The 15,693-nt window shown below is 61.8% G+C and carries 16 protein-coding genes; 13 read left to right on the forward strand and 3 right to left on the reverse strand.

The features are described from left to right. The 7 genes from LCU97_RS20855 to LCU97_RS20885 all read left to right on the forward strand — a co-directional run. On the forward strand, positions 1 to 160 hold a 160-nt coding region (locus LCU97_RS20855; RefSeq protein ID WP_232776236.1), incomplete at its 5' end, for an OprD family outer membrane porin. A gap of 192 nt (positions 161 to 352) precedes the next feature. Continuing rightward, positions 353 to 1,174 (forward strand): NAD-dependent epimerase/dehydratase family protein, encoded by an 822-nt coding sequence (locus LCU97_RS20860; protein ID WP_053157342.1) that lies wholly within the window; start codon positions 353 to 355, stop codon positions 1,172 to 1,174. A 45-nt stretch (positions 1,175 to 1,219) separates the two neighbouring features. Beyond that, entirely contained in the window at positions 1,220 to 2,125 is a 906-nt protein-coding gene (locus LCU97_RS20865; protein ID WP_232777645.1) for an SMP-30/gluconolactonase/LRE family protein, read from the forward strand. A 57-nt stretch (positions 2,126 to 2,182) separates the two neighbouring features. Next, positions 2,183 to 3,151, forward strand: a complete 969-nt coding sequence (locus LCU97_RS20870; RefSeq protein WP_232777646.1) for a TRAP transporter substrate-binding protein — start codon at positions 2,183 to 2,185, stop codon at positions 3,149 to 3,151. Between the two features lie 76 nt (positions 3,152 to 3,227). Then, a complete protein-coding gene (locus tag LCU97_RS20875; RefSeq protein WP_053157351.1) occupies positions 3,228 to 3,755 on the forward strand; it encodes a TRAP transporter small permease in 528 nt (175 codons plus the stop codon). Beyond that, entirely contained in the window at positions 3,755 to 5,035 is a 1,281-nt protein-coding gene (locus LCU97_RS20880; protein ID WP_053157354.1) for a TRAP transporter large permease, read from the forward strand. Before LCU97_RS20875 ends, LCU97_RS20880 begins: the two co-directional genes overlap by 1 nt. Before the next feature lie 139 nt (positions 5,036 to 5,174). Next, on the forward strand, positions 5,175 to 6,044 hold the full coding sequence (locus tag LCU97_RS20885; RefSeq protein ID WP_232777647.1) for an aldose 1-epimerase: 870 nt from the start codon (positions 5,175 to 5,177) through the stop codon (positions 6,042 to 6,044). Positions 6,045 to 6,055: 11 nt separating this feature from the next. Here the strand turns inward: LCU97_RS20885 and LCU97_RS20890 are convergent, their stop codons facing one another. Next, complete coding sequence (locus LCU97_RS20890) at positions 6,056 to 6,868, reverse strand: sulfite exporter TauE/SafE family protein (RefSeq protein ID WP_232777648.1); 813 nt, start codon at positions 6,866 to 6,868, stop codon at positions 6,056 to 6,058. 137 nt (positions 6,869 to 7,005) lie between these two features. Here LCU97_RS20890 and LCU97_RS20895 point away from each other — a divergent pair, with 137 nt between their 5' ends. After that, positions 7,006 to 7,869: an MBL fold metallo-hydrolase gene (locus LCU97_RS20895; RefSeq protein ID WP_232777649.1), complete on the forward strand. Its 864-nt coding sequence runs from the start codon at positions 7,006 to 7,008 to the stop codon at positions 7,867 to 7,869. A gap of 45 nt (positions 7,870 to 7,914) precedes the next feature. Here the strand turns inward: LCU97_RS20895 and bkdR are convergent, their stop codons facing one another. Beyond that, positions 7,915 to 8,403, reverse strand: coding sequence for a Bkd operon transcriptional regulator BkdR (gene bkdR, locus LCU97_RS20900; protein ID WP_003202929.1), 489 nt, complete (start codon positions 8,401 to 8,403; stop codon positions 7,915 to 7,917). A 191-nt stretch (positions 8,404 to 8,594) separates the two neighbouring features. Between bkdR and LCU97_RS20905 the strand changes: the two genes are divergently transcribed. From LCU97_RS20905 to LCU97_RS20925, 5 genes are all read left to right on the forward strand, one after another. Continuing rightward, positions 8,595 to 9,830 (forward strand): 3-methyl-2-oxobutanoate dehydrogenase (2-methylpropanoyl-transferring) subunit alpha, encoded by a 1,236-nt coding sequence (locus LCU97_RS20905; RefSeq protein ID WP_232777650.1) that lies wholly within the window; start codon positions 8,595 to 8,597, stop codon positions 9,828 to 9,830. Between the two features lies 1 nt (position 9,831). Beyond that, complete coding sequence (locus tag LCU97_RS20910; protein WP_053157373.1) at positions 9,832 to 10,890, forward strand: alpha-ketoacid dehydrogenase subunit beta; 1,059 nt, start codon at positions 9,832 to 9,834, stop codon at positions 10,888 to 10,890. Continuing rightward, positions 10,891 to 12,159, forward strand: a complete 1,269-nt coding sequence (locus tag LCU97_RS20915; RefSeq protein ID WP_232777651.1) for a dihydrolipoamide acetyltransferase family protein — start codon at positions 10,891 to 10,893, stop codon at positions 12,157 to 12,159. A gap of 3 nt (positions 12,160 to 12,162) precedes the next feature. Continuing rightward, the gene (lpdA, locus tag LCU97_RS20920; RefSeq protein ID WP_053157379.1) at positions 12,163 to 13,548 is read left to right on the forward strand and encodes a dihydrolipoyl dehydrogenase; all 1,386 of its coding nucleotides are present in this window, start codon (positions 12,163 to 12,165) and stop codon (positions 13,546 to 13,548) included. A gap of 179 nt (positions 13,549 to 13,727) precedes the next feature. After that, positions 13,728 to 14,747, forward strand: a complete 1,020-nt coding sequence (locus LCU97_RS20925) for a branched-chain amino acid aminotransferase (protein WP_053157382.1) — start codon at positions 13,728 to 13,730, stop codon at positions 14,745 to 14,747. Between the two features lie 120 nt (positions 14,748 to 14,867). Here the strand turns inward: LCU97_RS20925 and LCU97_RS20930 are convergent, their stop codons facing one another. Continuing rightward, positions 14,868 to 15,623: an ArsR/SmtB family transcription factor gene (locus LCU97_RS20930; RefSeq protein ID WP_232777652.1), complete on the reverse strand. Its 756-nt coding sequence runs from the start codon at positions 15,621 to 15,623 to the stop codon at positions 14,868 to 14,870. Between the last annotated feature and the right edge of the window lie 70 nt (positions 15,624 to 15,693).

A 15,693-nucleotide genomic window follows, 5' to 3' on the forward strand; every position in this document is an offset into this window, starting at 1 on the left:
AGAATGGGGTCGCGAAAGCGAGCTGGCCTATACCGTGCAGAGCGGCGCGCTGAAGAACCTCAACGTGAAATGGCGCAACTCGTCCCTGCGTCGGGACTTCAGCACCAACGAGTTCGATGAGAACCGCATCTTTATCAGCTATCCGATTTCGCTTCTCTGAGCAAAAAGGGCTGGCGTCGTGACTGTCACATCGCGGTCATGACGCTGGCGTAACGAGTGGCAAGGAGGCCGGTTTAGAGCGATTCGTCGATCGGACGTTGACAAGGTAATGCAAGGATAAGGATATTCGCTCTCGGTCGTACGATAACCTATAACAAAACTGATACCTCTCACTGTTTGCTCAGGTAACTTCATGACTACGACAACCATTCGCCATCCCTTCAATCGCCTGCTGTTGACCGGCGCCGCCGGCGGCCTGGGCAAAGTGCTGCGCGAACGCCTCAAGCCTTACGCCCGGTGCATCCGGCTGTCGGACATCGCCAGCATGACCCCGGCCATCGACGAAAGCGAAGAAGTGGTGCTGTGCGACCTGGCCGACAAGCAGGCAGTGCATCAACTGGTCGAAGGCGTCGACGCCATCCTGCATTTCGGTGGCGTATCGGTGGAGCGCCCATTCGAAGAAATCCTCGGTCCCAACATCAGCGGCGTCTTCCACATTTATGAAGCGGCCCGCAAACATGGCGTCAAGCGCGTCATCTTCGCCAGCTCCAACCATGTCATCGGTTTCTACAAGCAGAACGAGCACCTCGATGCCCTCTCGCCTCGTCGCCCGGACGGTTACTACGGCCTGTCCAAGTCCTATGGCGAAGACGTCGCCAGCTTCTACTTCGATCGCTACGGCATCGAAACCGTGAGCATCCGTATTGGCTCATCGTTCCCCGAACCGCAGAACCGCCGGATGATGAGCACCTGGCTGAGCTACGACGACCTTACCCAACTGATCGAGTGCTCGCTCTACACCGCGAACGTGGGGCATACCGTGGTGTACGGCATGTCTGCCAACCGCGACGTCTGGTGGAACAACAGCCAGGCCGCGCACTTGGGCTACCAGCCCAAGGACACCTCCGAAATCTTCCGCGCCAAGGTCGAGGCACAGCCGATGCCGGCTGCCGACGATCCGGCCAGGGTCTACCAGGGCGGTGCCTTTGTCGCCGCCGGCCCGTTCGACGACTGATTCGCCTGTCTTTTCATGGGATACGAACGCCACAAGGGAATCACCATGCAAGCCGAATTGATTGTCGATGCACGCAACGCCGTCGGGGAAAGCCCGGTCTGGGTCCCCGAAGAAAACGCCCTGTACTGGGTGGACATCCCCAGCGGCGGCCTGCAGTGCTGGAATGCTGGAACCGGGCAACTGAAAGGCTGGAATGCTCCGGAAATGCTCGCCTGTATCGCCCGTCACCAGGACGGCGGTTGGGTGGCCGGCATGGAGAGCGGTTTCTTCCGCCTGCACCCCAACGACGATGGCACGCTGGACAGTGAGTTGTGCGCCAGCGTCGAGCACAGCCGCGTCGACATGCGCCTCAACGATGGCCGTTGCGACCGCCAGGGTCGCTTCTGGGCCGGCAGTATGGTGCTGAACATGGGCGCGAACGCCGTCGAAGGCCGGATGTACCGTTATCAGGCCGGGCAACGCAGCCCGGTCGAGGCGCAACTGAGCGGCTTCATCGTGCCCAACGGCCTGGGCTTCAGCCCGGACGGACGCACGATGTACCTCTCCGACTCTCATCCGTTGGTGCAGCAGATCTGGGTCTTCGACTACGACATCGACAGCGGCACCCCGTCCAACCGGCGGCTGTTCGTCGACATGATGCCCCTGGCAGGACGCCCGGACGGCGCAGCGGTAGACGCCGATGGCTGCTACTGGATCTGCGCCAACGACGCCGGCCTCATTCACCGTTTCACCCCGGATGGCCGGCTGGATCGCTCGCTGCCAGTGCCCGTGAAGAAACCGACGATGTGCGCCTTTGGCGGCAGCCGCCTGGACACCCTCTTTGTCACCTCGATCCGCCCCGGCGACGACAACGACCCACAGTCCCTGGCCGGTGGGGTGTTCGCCCTCAAGCCCGGCGTCAAGGGTCTTGCTGAACCTGTATTCGGAGGATCGAACCACTTCGCGAGCTGAACCGCAGTGCCGCTTCACTGGATGAGCCCATAAAAAAAACAACACTGGAGATTGACCATGAACCTCAAACGCACGCTTCTGATCGCAGCCCTCCCCCTGGCCTTCCTGGCCCAGGCGGCCCATGCCCTTGAACTCAAGATCGCCGACATCCATCCCAAGGGCTACCCCACCGTGATGGCCGAAGAAAACATGGGCAAGACCCTGACCAAAGAGACCAACGGCGAACTAACCTTCAAATACTTCCCGGGGGGTGTACTGGGTTCCGAGAAAGAAGTCATCGAGCAGATGCAAGTCGGCGCGATCCAGATGTCTCGTGTCAGTCTGGGCATCGTCGGTCCTGTAGTGCCCGATGTGAACGTGTTCAACATGCCATTCATTTTCCGAGACCATGCTCACATGCGCGCCGTCATCGACGGAGAAGTGGGGGACGCGATTCTGGATCGAATCACCAATTCAGAGTTCGGCCTGGTAGCCCTGGCCTGGATGGACGGCGGTACGCGCAACATCTACACCAAGAAGCCGGTCCGCACGCTGGAAGACCTCAAGGGCATGAAGATCCGCGTACAAGGCAACCCGATGTTCATCGAGATGATGAATGCCATGGGCGCCAACGGTATCGCGATGGATACCGGTGAAATCTTCAGCGCCCTGCAGACCGGTGTGATCGACGGCGCGGAAAACAACCCGCCGACCCTGCTCGAACACAACCACTACCAAAACGCCAAGTACTACAGCCTCACCGGTCACCTGATCCTGCCAGAACCGATTGTGATGTCGAAAATCACTTGGGAAAAACTGACCCCGGATCAACAGGCGATGGTCAGAAAAGCCGCCAAGGCTGCCCAGGCTGAAGAACGCGTATTGTGGGACCAGAAATCCGCCGCCAGCGAAGAAAAACTAAAGGCTGCGGGTGTCGAGTTCATCACTGTCGACAAGAAACCTTTCTACGACGCCACCGCACCCGTTCGGGCCAAGTACGGCGCGCCCTATGCCGACCTGATCAAGCGTATCGAAGCCGTCCAGTAACGCCTCCCGTTCTGTATTCATGAAAAAGGCCCGGCGCGCCTGATGTCCAAGGCGTGCCCGGTTACGGTGGAACCCGATGAAGAATTTGCTGCTGCGTATCAACGATAAGATCTATATGACGTGCATCTGGGTCGCCGGCCTTTCCGTCCTGGCGATTTCCCTGATGATTCCCTGGGGTGTGTTCGCCCGCTACGTGCTGGGTTCCGGCTCGAGCTGGCCGGAGCCCACGGCGATCCTGCTGATGATGGTATTCACCTTCATTGGCGCCGCCGCCAGTTATCGCGCCGGTGCGCACATGGCCGTGGCCATGCTCACCGACCGTATGCCACCGCACCTGAAATCCGCGGCGTCGGTTTTTTCCCAGGTGCTCATGGGCCTGATCTGCATCTTCATGACGGTCTGGGGCTTCAAGCTGTGCATGTCCACCTGGAACCAGTTCATGGCTTCACTGCCCGGCCTGCGGGTTGGCATCACGTACTTGCCGATTCCCCTGGGTGGCTTGCTGACGCTGATTTTTGTCCTGGAAAAACTCTTGCTCGGTGACCAGAGCAAACGTCGGGTCGTGCAATTCGATCTGGTTGAAGAAAGTGAAGGTGCCGCTTAATGGACGCTCTGATTCTGCTGGGCAGTTTTATCGTGTTGATCCTGATCGGCATGCCGGTCGCCTACGCCTTGGGCGCTGCCGCCCTGATCGGTGCGTGGTGGATCGATATCCCGTTCCAGGCCGTGATGATCCAGGTGGCGGGTGGGGTGAACAAGTTCTCGCTGCTGGCCATTCCGTTCTTCGTGCTGGCCGGTGCGATCATGGCCGAGGGCGGCATGTCCCGCCGCTTGGTGGCGTGTGCCGGGGTGCTGGTGGGTTTCGTGCGTGGTGGCCTGTCACTGGTCAACATCGTCGCCTCGACCTTCTTCGGCGCGATCTCCGGCTCGTCGGTAGCCGACACCGCCTCGGTGGGCTCGGTGCTGATTCCGGAAATGGAACGCAAGGGCTATCCGCGGGACTTCTCCACCGCCGTAACGGTCAGCGGTTCGGTACAAGCCCTGCTCACCCCACCAAGCCATAACTCGGTGCTCTACTCCTTGGCCGCAGGCGGCACGGTCTCGATTGCCTCGCTGTTCATGGCGGGCATCGTACCGGGCTTGTTGATGAGCGCGTGCCTGATGGTGCTGTGCCTGATCTTCGCGAAAAAACGCAGCTACCCCAAGGGCGAAGTCATCCCCATGCGCCAGGCGTTGAAAATCGTCGGCGAAGCCCTTTGGGGTCTGATGGCGATGGTGATCATCCTTGGCGGTATCCTCTCGGGTATATTCACCGCCACCGAATCGGCGGCCATCGCAGTGCTGTGGTCATTCTTCGTGACCATGTTCATCTACCGCGACTACAAGTGGCGTGAACTGCCGAAACTGATGCACCGCACCGTGCGCACCATCTCCATCGTGATGATCCTGATCGGCTTCGCCGCCAGCTTCGGCTACATCATGACGCTGATGCAGATTCCGGCGAAGATCACCACGATGTTCCTGACCCTGTCGGACAACCGCTACGTGATCCTGATGTGCATCAACGTAATGTTGCTGCTGCTGGGCACCGTGATGGACATGGCGCCGCTGATCCTGATCCTGACCCCCATCCTGATGCCAGTGATCGTAGGCATTGGAGTCGATCCGGTGCAGTTCGGCATGATCATGCTGGTGAACCTGGGTATCGGGCTGATAACGCCGCCAGTGGGTGCGGTGCTGTTCGTCGGTTCCGCCATCGGCAAGGTCAGCATCGAAAGCACCGTCAAGGCGCTGCTGCCGTTCTACGCCGTACTGTTCCTGGTGCTGATGCTGGTGACCTACGTTCCAGCGCTGTCGCTGTGGTTGCCGCATCTGGTGTTGTAAGAATGACAAGTCCCTGGTGATCAGGGGATTCACCTGGGGCAGAGAATGTTGTGGCGAGGGGATTTATTCTCTCGCCGCAACAGCGTCCGCACAAAAAACTTCTGTCACACCATTTCCAGTTCAGCAGACCGACACCACCATGACCCCACCTCTTCTGCACCTCGAAGACGAACTGACCCACCTCACCCTCGCCCCCCATCTGGGCGCCAGCCTCGTCGAGTGGACCCTGCGCAGCAACGGTGCGCCGCTGCTTCGCCCGCCGGCCCCACAGGCCGTGGAGAACGGTCTGCCCGGCAAGCTTGGCGGATTTCCGTTGATCCCCTGGTCGAACCGGATCGCCAATGGCGGTTTCGACTGCCCGGCCGGTTGGCTTGCATTGGAAGCCAACAGCCCCAACGATCCGTTTCCGATCCATGGCAGCGCCTGGCAACAACCGTGGCAGGTGATCGAACAAAGTACGCAAGACGTGCTATTGCAACTCGACAGCCAACAACCCTTCGCCTACTGCGCCAGCCTGCGGATCCGCTTGAACGGCGGCCAGTTGCAAATCGCGATGCACGTCACCCACATGGCCGAACAGGCGGCGTGGCATGGGCTCGGTCTGCATCCGTACTTCCCGCGTACCGCCGGAACACGCCTGCAAACCCGTGCCCGTGAAGTGTGGCTGTGCAATGCCACGAAGCTGCCGACCGAACGGGTGGACGTTCCGATGCAATGGGATTTCCAGCAGCCCCGCTTGCTGCCGGATACGCTGGTGGACAATGGTTTCGGTGGTTGGGACGGACAGTGCCTGATCCAGCAACCGGACCTGGGTTATGAGCTGCATTGCCAGGCCAGCGGCAGCGATTACTTTTTACTGTACTGCCCGGTGGGCCTGGACTTTTTCTGCATCGAACCGGTCAGCCATCCGGTCAATGCGCACCACCTGCCAGGACGGCCAGGGTTGCGCCTGCTGGAGCAAGGCCAATCGGTGGCGTTGGGGTTTTCAATGCAATGCAGAAGGCTATAAAACCGCTCCCCCTATGGCGAGGGGATCGCCCGCACCACCATGAACACCGCCACCCCCAGGCACACCCCGGCAAATCCCACCTGCAACGCCCGGGCCGGGACCTTGGCGGACAATCGCCGGCCCAACACCATGCCGGCAATGCTCGCTGCGATGAATGTCGCCCCGCCCCGGTCGATGCTCACCCCGGCATGAAACGCACCCAACACGCCAATCAATGAAATCAGACTGATGACCATCAGCGACGTGGCGACGATCCCGCGCATCTGCACATCGGTCAGTTGCTTGAAGGCCGGCACGATCAGGAAACCACCACCCACGCCTAGCAGACCCGACACTAGGCCGGTCACCGCGCCCAGCGCCGACAGCGTGGCGGTGCAGCGAGCGGTCCAGGCCAGGCGCCCGGTCTTGTGGTCGAGCATGCAGTTTTTCTGCCCCCAGCTGGCCGCGCCATGGTCGCTGGGCCCAGGCTGCGGACGCTCCCCGCGCAACATGCGCGCCGCTACCAGCACCATCAGCAGGCTGAACAGAATCATCAGGATTTTCTCCGGCAACTGATGGGCGACGTAGATGCCCACCGGCGAAAACACTGCACCCAACAGCGCGATCAACATCGCCGCCCGGTAACGCACCAGGCCGTGGCGCAACCCGTCGATAGCCCCCACCGCCGCCGCGCTGCCCACTGCGAACAACGCCACGGGAGCCGCCTGGGTCATGCTCCATCCCAACCCCAACACCAACGCCGGCACAGCCAGGATGCCGCCGCCGGCCCCGGTCAAACCCAGCACCAGGCCCATGATCACGCCAAAAAGACTTGCCAGTAACATAGAGCTCTCTCAAGCCGCGCACACCTGTTGGCAGGTGCGATCGCATTTGCAGGACGCCTTGGCCCTCACTAAGCTGCGGACCATATGTTGTAACCCTCAAGCGTTGCAACCGGTTCTTCCCGCACAGGTTCGTTGTCATGCCCGCGCAGATTCAAAGCTTTCTCGACCCCGCCTCCAAGACCTATACCTACGTCGTCTATGAACACGATGGCGGGCAATGCGCGGTGGTCGATCCGGTGCTCGACTACGACCCGGCCTCGGGACGCAGCGGCACCGCCCAGGCCAACCGGGTGATCGCCTTCGTGCGTGAACATCGGTTGACGGTGCAATGGCTGCTGGAAACCCACGCTCATGCCGATCACCTGTCCGCCGCGCCCTACTTGCGACGGGAACTGGGGGGCAAGATCGCCATCGGCCAATCCATCGGCCAGGTCCAGGGCGTCTTCAAGACACTGTTCAACCTTGAGCCGCAATTCGCGGTTGATGGTTCCCAGTTCGATCACCTGTTCGCGCCTGACGAATCGTTTTCCATCGGCAACCTCAAAGCCACGGCGCTACACGTGCCCGGCCATACGCCAGCGGACATGGCCTACCTGATCGATGGCGACGTGATCCTGGTGGGCGATACCCTGTTCATGCCGGACGTGGGCACCGCCCGTTGCGACTTCCCCGGCGGCAACGCCCATCACCTCTATGCCTCGATTCACAAATTGCTGGCCTACCCCGCCGGGGTGCGACTCTATGTGTGCCACGATTACCCCCCCGATCATCGTGACCCTCAATGCATGAGCACCGTGGGCGAGCAACGCCAGCACAACATCCATATTCATGACGGCATCGACGAAGCCACATTTGTCGCCATGCGCACTCAGCGAGATTCGACGCTGGGCATGCCGACGCTGTTGCTGCCGGCGATCCAGGTGAATGTACGGGCGGGGAATCTGCCGCCGGCTGAAGACAATGGTGTGATCTATCTGAAGATTCCGATCAATAAACTTTAAGAAGCTTAGAAGCTCACTCCCACAGGAATTAATGGTGGCGGGCTATCAGGTGCCCAAGGTCAACCCATTGGCCGGCAACGGCAGCGCCGTCTTGTACCGCACCTGCTTGAGCGCAAAGCTGGAGCGAATGTTCGCCACGCCCGGGACCTTGGTCAGAAAGTCCATCATGAACCGCTCCAGGGACTGGATCGTCGGCACCAGCACGCGGATCAGGTAGTCCGGATCCCCCGCCATCAGGTAGCACTCCATTACCTCGGGTCGGTCGGAGATCGCCTCTTCAAAGTGCTGCAACGCTTCCTCCACCTGCTTCTCCAGGCTGACATGGATGAACACGTTGACGTGCAGGCCCAGCAGGTCGGCATCGAGCAACGTGACCTGCTCACGGATCACACCCAGCTCCTCCATGGCCCGGACCCGATTGAAACACGGCGTCGGCGAGAGGTTGACCGAACGGGCGAGGTCGGCGTTGGTGATGCGGGCATTTTCCTGGAGGCTGTTCAGAATGCCGATGTCGGTGCGATCCAATTTACGCATGAGACAGATATTCCTGATTTTTATCGTTGTGCAGATTTTTTATCTGCAAATGACCTGAACAGCAACCCAACAGAGAAAAATATTCTTCTACGTCGAGCCTATGATTGTTGTAGGACAATTTTCCTTACCCAGGGGAATTGTCAGCTAGCGCGCCCACTACAAGAAATTCACAAGATCGAGCGTAGAAAGCCATGAACCCAGCGTATGAACCGCTACGCCTGCACGTCCCCGAACCCACGGGCCGTCCCGGCTGCAAGACCGACTTCTCCTATCTGCATCTGAGCGATGCCGGCACGGTGCGCAAACCGTCCATAGACGTAGAACCTTCCGACACTGCCGACCTGGCTCGCAGCCTCATCCGGGTGCTCGACGACCAGGGCAATGCCCATGGACCATGGGCCGAAGACGTGCCGCTGGAGATCCTGCGCAAGGGCATGCGCGCCATGCTCAAGACGCGGATCTACGACAACCGCATGGTGGTTGCCCAGCGTCAGAAGAAAATGTCCTTTTATATGCAGAGCCTCGGCGAAGAAGCCATCGGCAGCGGCCAGGCCCTGGCGCTGAACATCGATGACATGTGTTTCCCCACCTACCGCCAGCAAAGCATCCTGATGGCCCGTGAGGTACCGCTGGTGGGCATGATCTGCCAGTTGCTGTCCAACGAGCGCGATCCGCTCAAGGGCCGGCAATTGCCGATCATGTACTCGGTCAAGGACGCGGGCTTCTTCACCATCTCCGGCAACCTCGCCACCCAATTCATCCAGGGCGTGGGCTGGGGCATGGCGTCGGCGATCAAAGGCGACACCAAGATCGCCTCGGCCTGGATCGGCGACGGCGCTACCGCCGAGTCGGACTTCCACACCGCCCTCACCTTCGCCCATGTCTACCGGGCGCCGGTGATCCTCAACGTGGTCAACAACCAGTGGGCGATATCCACTTTCCAGGCCATCGCCGGGGGTGAAGCCACGACTTTCGCCGGACGCGGCGTCGGTTGCGGCATCGCCTCGCTGCGGGTCGACGGCAACGACTTCATGGCCGTCTATGCCGCCTCGCGCTGGGCCGCCGAACGTGCCCGGCGCAACTGCGGCCCGGCGCTGATCGAATGGGTCACCTACCGCGCCGGTCCGCACTCCACCTCCGACGATCCGTCCAAGTACCGCCCCGCCGACGACTGGAGCCACTTCCCGCTGGGCGACCCGATTGCCCGCCTCAAGCAGCACATGATCCGTATCGGCCAGTGGTCGGAGGAAGAACACGCCGCCGTCACCGCCGAGCTCGAAGCCGAGGTGATCGCCGCGCAGAAGGAAGCCGAGCAGTACGGCACCCTCGCCGGCGGGCAGATTCCAAGCGCCGCGACCATGTTCGAAGACGTCTACAAAGAGATGCCGGAGCACTTGAAGCGCCAGCGTCAGCAGTTGGGGATCTGACATGAACGATCACAACAACAATATTGCGTTGGATACCGCCATGACCACTACCACCATGACCATGATCCAGGCCCTGCGCTCGGCCATGGACGTGATGCTCGAACGTGACGATAACGTCGTGGTGTTCGGCCAGGACGTGGGCTACTTCGGCGGCGTGTTCCGCTGCACCGAAGGCCTGCAGAGCAAATACGGCACCTCGCGGGTGTTCGACGCGCCGATTTCCGAAAGCGGAATCGTCGGCGTGGCGGTGGGCATGGGCGCCTATGGCTTGCGTCCGGTGGCCGAGATCCAGTTCGCCGACTACGTCTACCCGGCTTCGGACCAGATCATTTCCGAAGCGGCGCGCCTGCGTTATCGCTCGGCCGGCGAGTTCACCGCGCCGATGACCCTGCGCATGCCCTGCGGCGGCGGCATCTATGGCGGCCAGACCCACAGCCAGAGCATCGAGGCGATGTTCACCCAGGTCTGCGGCTTGCGCACCGTCATGCCATCGAACCCCTACGACGCCAAGGGCCTGCTGATCGCCTCCATCGAAAACGATGACCCGGTGATCTTCCTCGAACCCAAGCGTCTCTATAACGGCCCGTTCGATGGCCACCACGACCGCCCGGTAACCCCGTGGTCGAAACACCCATCGGCCCAGGTCCCGGACGGTTACTACACCGTGCCGCTGGATGTGGCCGCCATCACCCGCCCTGGCAAGGACGTGACCATCCTCACCTACGGCACCACGGTCTATGTGTCCCTGGCCGCCGCCGAGGAAACCGGCATCGACGCCGAGGTCATCGACCTGCGCAGCCTCTGGCCGCTGGACCTGGAAACCATCACCAAATCGGTGAAGAAAACCGGCCGCTGCGTGATCGTCCACGAAGCCACCCGCACCTGCGGCTTCGGCGCCGAGTTGGTGTCGCTGGTGCAAGAGCACTGCTTCCACCACCTGGAAGCGCCTATCGAGCGTGTCACCGGTTGGGACACTCCCTACCCGCACGCGCAGGAGTGGGCGTATTTCCCAGGGCCGTCCCGTGTGGGCGCGGCGTTGAAACGGGTCATGGAGGTCTGAATGGGCACGCACGTTATCAAGATGCCGGACATCGGCGAAGGCATCGCGGAAGTCGAATTGTCGGTGTGGCACGTCAAGGTCGGCGACATGGTGGTCGAGGACCAGGTACTGGCCGATGTCATGACCGACAAAGCCATGGTGGATATTCCGTCGCCGGTGCATGGCCGGGTCATCGCCCTGGGCGGTGAGCCGGGCGAAGTCATGGCGGTGGGCAGCGAACTGATCCGCATCGAGGTGGAGGGTGCGGGCAACTTGAAAGAGTCGGCAGCACAACCGGCTGCACCGGTCCAGGCGCCGAAGCCTGAACCCGTCTCGGCGCCCGAGCCGGTCGTCGAGAAAGCCGCCGCGCCGCGTCCGGCGCCCGCCCCGCAAGCGCCGGTAGCGCGTGCGCCGGATGAGCGTCCGCTGGCCTCCCCGGCCGTGCGCAAACACGCCCTGGACCTGGGCATCCAATTGCGTCTGGTCCAGGGCACCGGCCCCGCCGGGCGGATCCTGCACGAAGACCTGGAAGCCTATCTGACCCAAGGCCCGTCGACCCAGGCCAAGGGCGGCTCCAGCTACGCCGAACGCCACGACGAACAGCAAATACCGGTGATCGGTATGCGTCGCAAGATCGCCCAACGCATGCAGGAAGCGACCCAGCGCGCCGCGCATTTCAGCTACGTCGAGGAAATCGATGTCACCGCCTTGGAAGAGTTGCGGGTCCATCTGAATGAAAAACACGGCGCCACCCGCGGCAAGCTGACCTTGCTGCCGTTCCTGGTGCGGGCGCTGGTCGTGGCGCTGCGGGACTTTCCGCAGATGAACGCCCGTTACGACGACGAAGCCCAGGTCATCCACCGCTCGGGGGCGGTGCATGTGGGCGTCGCCACGCAAAGCGATGTCGGCCTGATGGTACCGGTGATGCGTCACGCCGAAGCCCGCAGTCTGTGGGACAGTGCGGCGGAAATCTCGCGCCTGGCAACCGCTGCCCGCAACGGTAAGGCCAGCCGCGATGAACTGTCCGGCTCGACCATCACCCTGACCAGCCTCGGCGCCCTCGGCGGCATCGTCAGCACGCCGGTGTTGAACCTGCCGGAAGTAGCCATCGTCGGGGTCAACAAGATCGTCGAACGGCCCGTGGTGATCAAAGGCCAGATCGTCGTGCGCAAGATGATGAACCTCTCCAGCTCCTTCGATCACCGGGTAGTCGATGGCATGGATGCGGCGCAATTCATCCAGGCTCTGCGCGGCCTGCTCGAACAACCCGCTACGCTGTTTGTGGAGTAAGGAATGCAACAGACTCTGAACACCACGCTGCTGATCATCGGCGGCGGCCCTGGCGGTTACGTGGCAGCGATCCGCGCCGGTCAGCTAGGCATCCCGACCATCCTGGTGGAGGGCCAGGCACTGGGCGGGACCTGCCTGAACATCGGCTGCATTCCGTCCAAGGCATTGATCCATGTGGCCGAGCAGTTCCACCAGGCGCGCCACCACAGCCAGGGTTCGGCCCTGGGCATCACGGTATCGGCGCCGAGCCTGGACATCGGCAAGAGCGTGGAATGGAAGGACGGCATCGTCGACCGCCTGACCACTGGCGTCGCCGCGTTACTCAAGAAGCACAAGGTCCAGGTCATTCATGGTTGGGCCAAGGTGGTCGACGGCAAGACCGTGGAAGTCGGTGACACCCGCATTCAATGCGAACATCTCTTGCTGGCTACCGGTTCGAAAAGCGTCGACCTGCCGATGTTGCCGATTGGCGGGCCGATCATCTCCTCCACCGAAGCCCTCGCCCCCACCTCGGTGCCCAAGCATCTGGTAGTGGTCGGCGGCGGCTACATCGGCCTGGAATTGGGCATTGCCTATCGCAAGCTTGGCGCAGAGGTCAGCGTGGTCGAAGCCCAGGAACGGATCCTGCCGGCCTATGACGGCGAACTGACCCAACCGGTGCATGAGGCGCTCAAGCAACTGGGCGTGAAGCTCTACCTCAAGCACAGCGTCGAGGGTTTCGATGCCCAGGCCAGCACCTTGCAAGTGCGCACTCCGAATGGCGACACGCTCAACCTGGACACTGACCGGGTGCTGGTGGCGGTCGGGCGCAAGCCCAACACCCAAGGCTGGGGCCTCGAAGCGTTGAACCTGACGATGAACGGTTCGGCCGTGAAAATCGACAACCGCTGCCAGACCAGCATGCGCAACGTCTGGGCCATCGGCGACCTGAGCGGCGAGCCGATGCTTGCCCACCGGGCCATGGCCCAGGGTGAGATGGTCGCCGAACTGATCGCCGGCCAGCATCGCGAATTCAACCCGGCGGCCATTGCGGCGGTGTGCTTCACCGATCCGGAACTGGTAGTCGTCGGCAAGACGCCGGACGAAGCCAAGGCGGTCGGTCTGGACTGCATCGTGTCCAGTTTTCCGTTCGCGGCCAATGGCCGGGCGATGACCCTGGAGTCGAAAAGCGGTTTCGTGCGGGTCGTGGCGCGTCGTGACAATCACTTGATCGTGGGTTGGCAGGCGGTTGGCGTGGGTGTCTCGGAGTTGTCCACGGCGTTCGGCCAGTCCCTGGAAATGGGCGCGCGGCTGGAAGACATCGCCGGCACCATTCACGCCCACCCGACGTTGGGTGAGGCGGTGCAGGAAGCGGCGTTGCGTGCGCTGGGGCATGCGTTGCATGTGTGACAGTTGTGGGTGAATAACTTGTGGGAGCAATCCCTCACAACGACCGCAGGGCTATTTTCAGCTGCAGGAGCCATGTAACAGGCTGCGAAACACCCCTGGAATGAAGTATTGTTGTCCCCATCCAAAAAACGTCAGAAGCCTTGAACCGTTTCGACGGTTGTTAAGAAATAGAGGGTGTCATGGGTAACGAGAGCATCAATTGGGACAAACTGGGCTTTGACTACATCAAGACCGACAAACGCTACCTGTCGCACTGGCGCGATGGCGCCTGGGACGCCGGCACCCTGAGCGATGACAATGTGCTGCACATCAGCGAAGGCTCCACGGCGCTGCACTACGGCCAGCAATGTTTCGAAGGCCTGAAGGCCTATCGTTGCAAGGACGGCTCGATCAACCTGTTCCGCCCGGACCAGAACGCCGCCCGCATGCAGCGCAGCTGCGCCCGCCTGTTGATGCCGCAGGTCGAGACCGAGCAGTTCGTCGAAGCCTGCAAACAAGTGGTCCGCGCCAACGAGCGCTTCATTCCGCCTTATGGCACCGGCGGCGCGCTGTACCTGCGCCCATTCGTGATCGGCGTGGGTGACAACATCGGCGTGCGCACCGCCCCCGAGTTCATCTTCTCGATCTTCTGCATCCCGGTCGGCGCGTACTTCAAGGGCGGCCTGACCCCGCACAACTTCCTGATTTCCAGCTTCGACCGTGCGGCCCCGCAAGGCACCGGCGCAGCCAAGGTCGGTGGCAACTACGCCGCCAGCCTGATGCCGGGCTCCCAGGCCAAGAAAGCGAGCTTCGCCGACTGTATCTACCTCGACCCGCTGACCCATTCGAAAATCGAAGAAGTCGGCTCGGCGAACTTCTTTGGCATCACCCACGACAACAAATTCGTCACCCCCAACTCCCCTTCGGTCCTGCCGGGCATCACCCGCCTGTCGCTGATCGAGCTGGCGAAATCGCGCCTGGGCCTGGAAGTGGTCGAAGGCGACGTGTTCATCGACAAGCTGTCGGACTTCAAGGAAGCCGGCGCCTGCGGTACCGCCGCGGTGATCACGCCGATCGGCGGGATCAGCTACAAGGACAAGCTGCACGTCTTCCACAGCGAAACCGAAGTCGGCCCGATCACCCAGAAGCTCTACAAGGAACTGACGGGTGTGCAGACCGGCGACATCGAAGCGCCAGCGGGTTGGATCGTCAAGGTCTGATTCGGCTGTAGGCAGAGCTTGCTCTGCGATACGGGCGCCTCGGTCCCTGGTGAACCGAGGTGCACACATCGCGAGCAGGCTCGCTCCCACAAGGTTCTCGGTTGCTTCCGAATCTTGAGTTCACCGAAGATCCACTGTGGGAGCGAGCCGGCTCGCGATGGCGCCCGTAGGCTCCACCTCATTCTCGGCACTGACCCCGAACCGCCGCACTATCTCCTTGTGTCCAAGAGCCGTCACCGCCAACGCCCGGCTATCCAGGTCCTGAACCACCCACTTGCGCTTGATCGCCACCTGCAACAACGCCGCCCCCAACGCGCCTCCAAGATGCGGACGACGCATGCTCCAGTCCAGGCATGGACAGGCGAACCGGCGTCGCTGAGCGGCAAGAGTCTGGACATCGATGCCCAACCCCGCGAACAACACCTCGCCCAACTCGCTCAAGCGATAGCCCCGCCCTTCCACATCCACTAGCAATCCGGCTTCGATCATACGGTCATGCAACCGCACCGCCAGCGTCCCAGCCATGTGGTCGTAGCAGGTACGGGCAAATTGCAGGCGATCCGGAGTACGTGGCGTAAAGGTCGGCGCGGCACTCTGGCCGATGACCATCAGCGCCTCGAGGGCCTGGGCCACGCGCTTGTCCGCCAGGCTGTAATAGCGATGACGGCCCTGGACATGCAGGCGCACCAGGGCCAGTTCCTTGAGCTTTGCCAGATGAGCGCTGGCGGTGGAGGCGCTGACGTCGGCGATGCTCGCCAGCTCGGTGCTGGTGCGCGCATGACCGTCCATCAACGAACAGAGCATGCGGGTGCGCGCCGGTTCGGCAATCGCCGCCGCCACCTGGGACACGCCAAGATCATGCTGCTCTGCACTCATATTTCGCTCCCGGACGAATCAAGCCATGACGCCGCAAGGGATATTAGCAGCACTTTCCCGATCATGAACA

It is taken from the genome of Pseudomonas uvaldensis (assembly GCF_021271205.1).
GTDB lineage: Bacteria > Pseudomonadota > Gammaproteobacteria > Pseudomonadales > Pseudomonadaceae > Aquipseudomonas > Aquipseudomonas uvaldensis.

What these genes read in the sequence shown, in the direction of transcription:
- LCU97_RS20860 (WP_053157342.1), top strand. Translation starts at nt 353, where the DNA reads ATGACTACGACAACCATTCGCCATCCCTTCAATCGCCTGCTGTTGACC.
- LCU97_RS20865 (WP_232777645.1), top strand. Translation starts at nt 1,220, where the DNA reads ATGCAAGCCGAATTGATTGTCGATGCACGCAACGCCGTCGGGGAAAGC.
- LCU97_RS20870 (WP_232777646.1), top strand. Translation starts at nt 2,183, where the DNA reads ATGAACCTCAAACGCACGCTTCTGATCGCAGCCCTCCCCCTGGCCTTC.
- LCU97_RS20875 (WP_053157351.1), top strand. Translation starts at nt 3,228, where the DNA reads ATGAAGAATTTGCTGCTGCGTATCAACGATAAGATCTATATGACGTGC.
- LCU97_RS20880 (WP_053157354.1), top strand. Translation starts at nt 3,755, where the DNA reads ATGGACGCTCTGATTCTGCTGGGCAGTTTTATCGTGTTGATCCTGATC.
- LCU97_RS20885 (WP_232777647.1), top strand. Translation starts at nt 5,175, where the DNA reads ATGACCCCACCTCTTCTGCACCTCGAAGACGAACTGACCCACCTCACC.
- LCU97_RS20890 (WP_232777648.1), bottom strand. Translation starts at nt 6,868, where the DNA reads ATGTTACTGGCAAGTCTTTTTGGCGTGATCATGGGCCTGGTGCTGGGT.
- LCU97_RS20895 (WP_232777649.1), top strand. Translation starts at nt 7,006, where the DNA reads ATGCCCGCGCAGATTCAAAGCTTTCTCGACCCCGCCTCCAAGACCTAT.
- bkdR (WP_003202929.1), bottom strand. Translation starts at nt 8,403, where the DNA reads ATGCGTAAATTGGATCGCACCGACATCGGCATTCTGAACAGCCTCCAG.
- LCU97_RS20905 (WP_232777650.1), top strand. Translation starts at nt 8,595, where the DNA reads ATGAACCCAGCGTATGAACCGCTACGCCTGCACGTCCCCGAACCCACG.
- LCU97_RS20910 (WP_053157373.1), top strand. Translation starts at nt 9,832, where the DNA reads ATGAACGATCACAACAACAATATTGCGTTGGATACCGCCATGACCACT.
- LCU97_RS20915 (WP_232777651.1), top strand. Translation starts at nt 10,891, where the DNA reads ATGGGCACGCACGTTATCAAGATGCCGGACATCGGCGAAGGCATCGCG.
- lpdA (WP_053157379.1), top strand. Translation starts at nt 12,163, where the DNA reads ATGCAACAGACTCTGAACACCACGCTGCTGATCATCGGCGGCGGCCCT.
- LCU97_RS20925 (WP_053157382.1), top strand. Translation starts at nt 13,728, where the DNA reads ATGGGTAACGAGAGCATCAATTGGGACAAACTGGGCTTTGACTACATC.
- LCU97_RS20930 (WP_232777652.1), bottom strand. Translation starts at nt 15,623, where the DNA reads ATGAGTGCAGAGCAGCATGATCTTGGCGTGTCCCAGGTGGCGGCGGCG.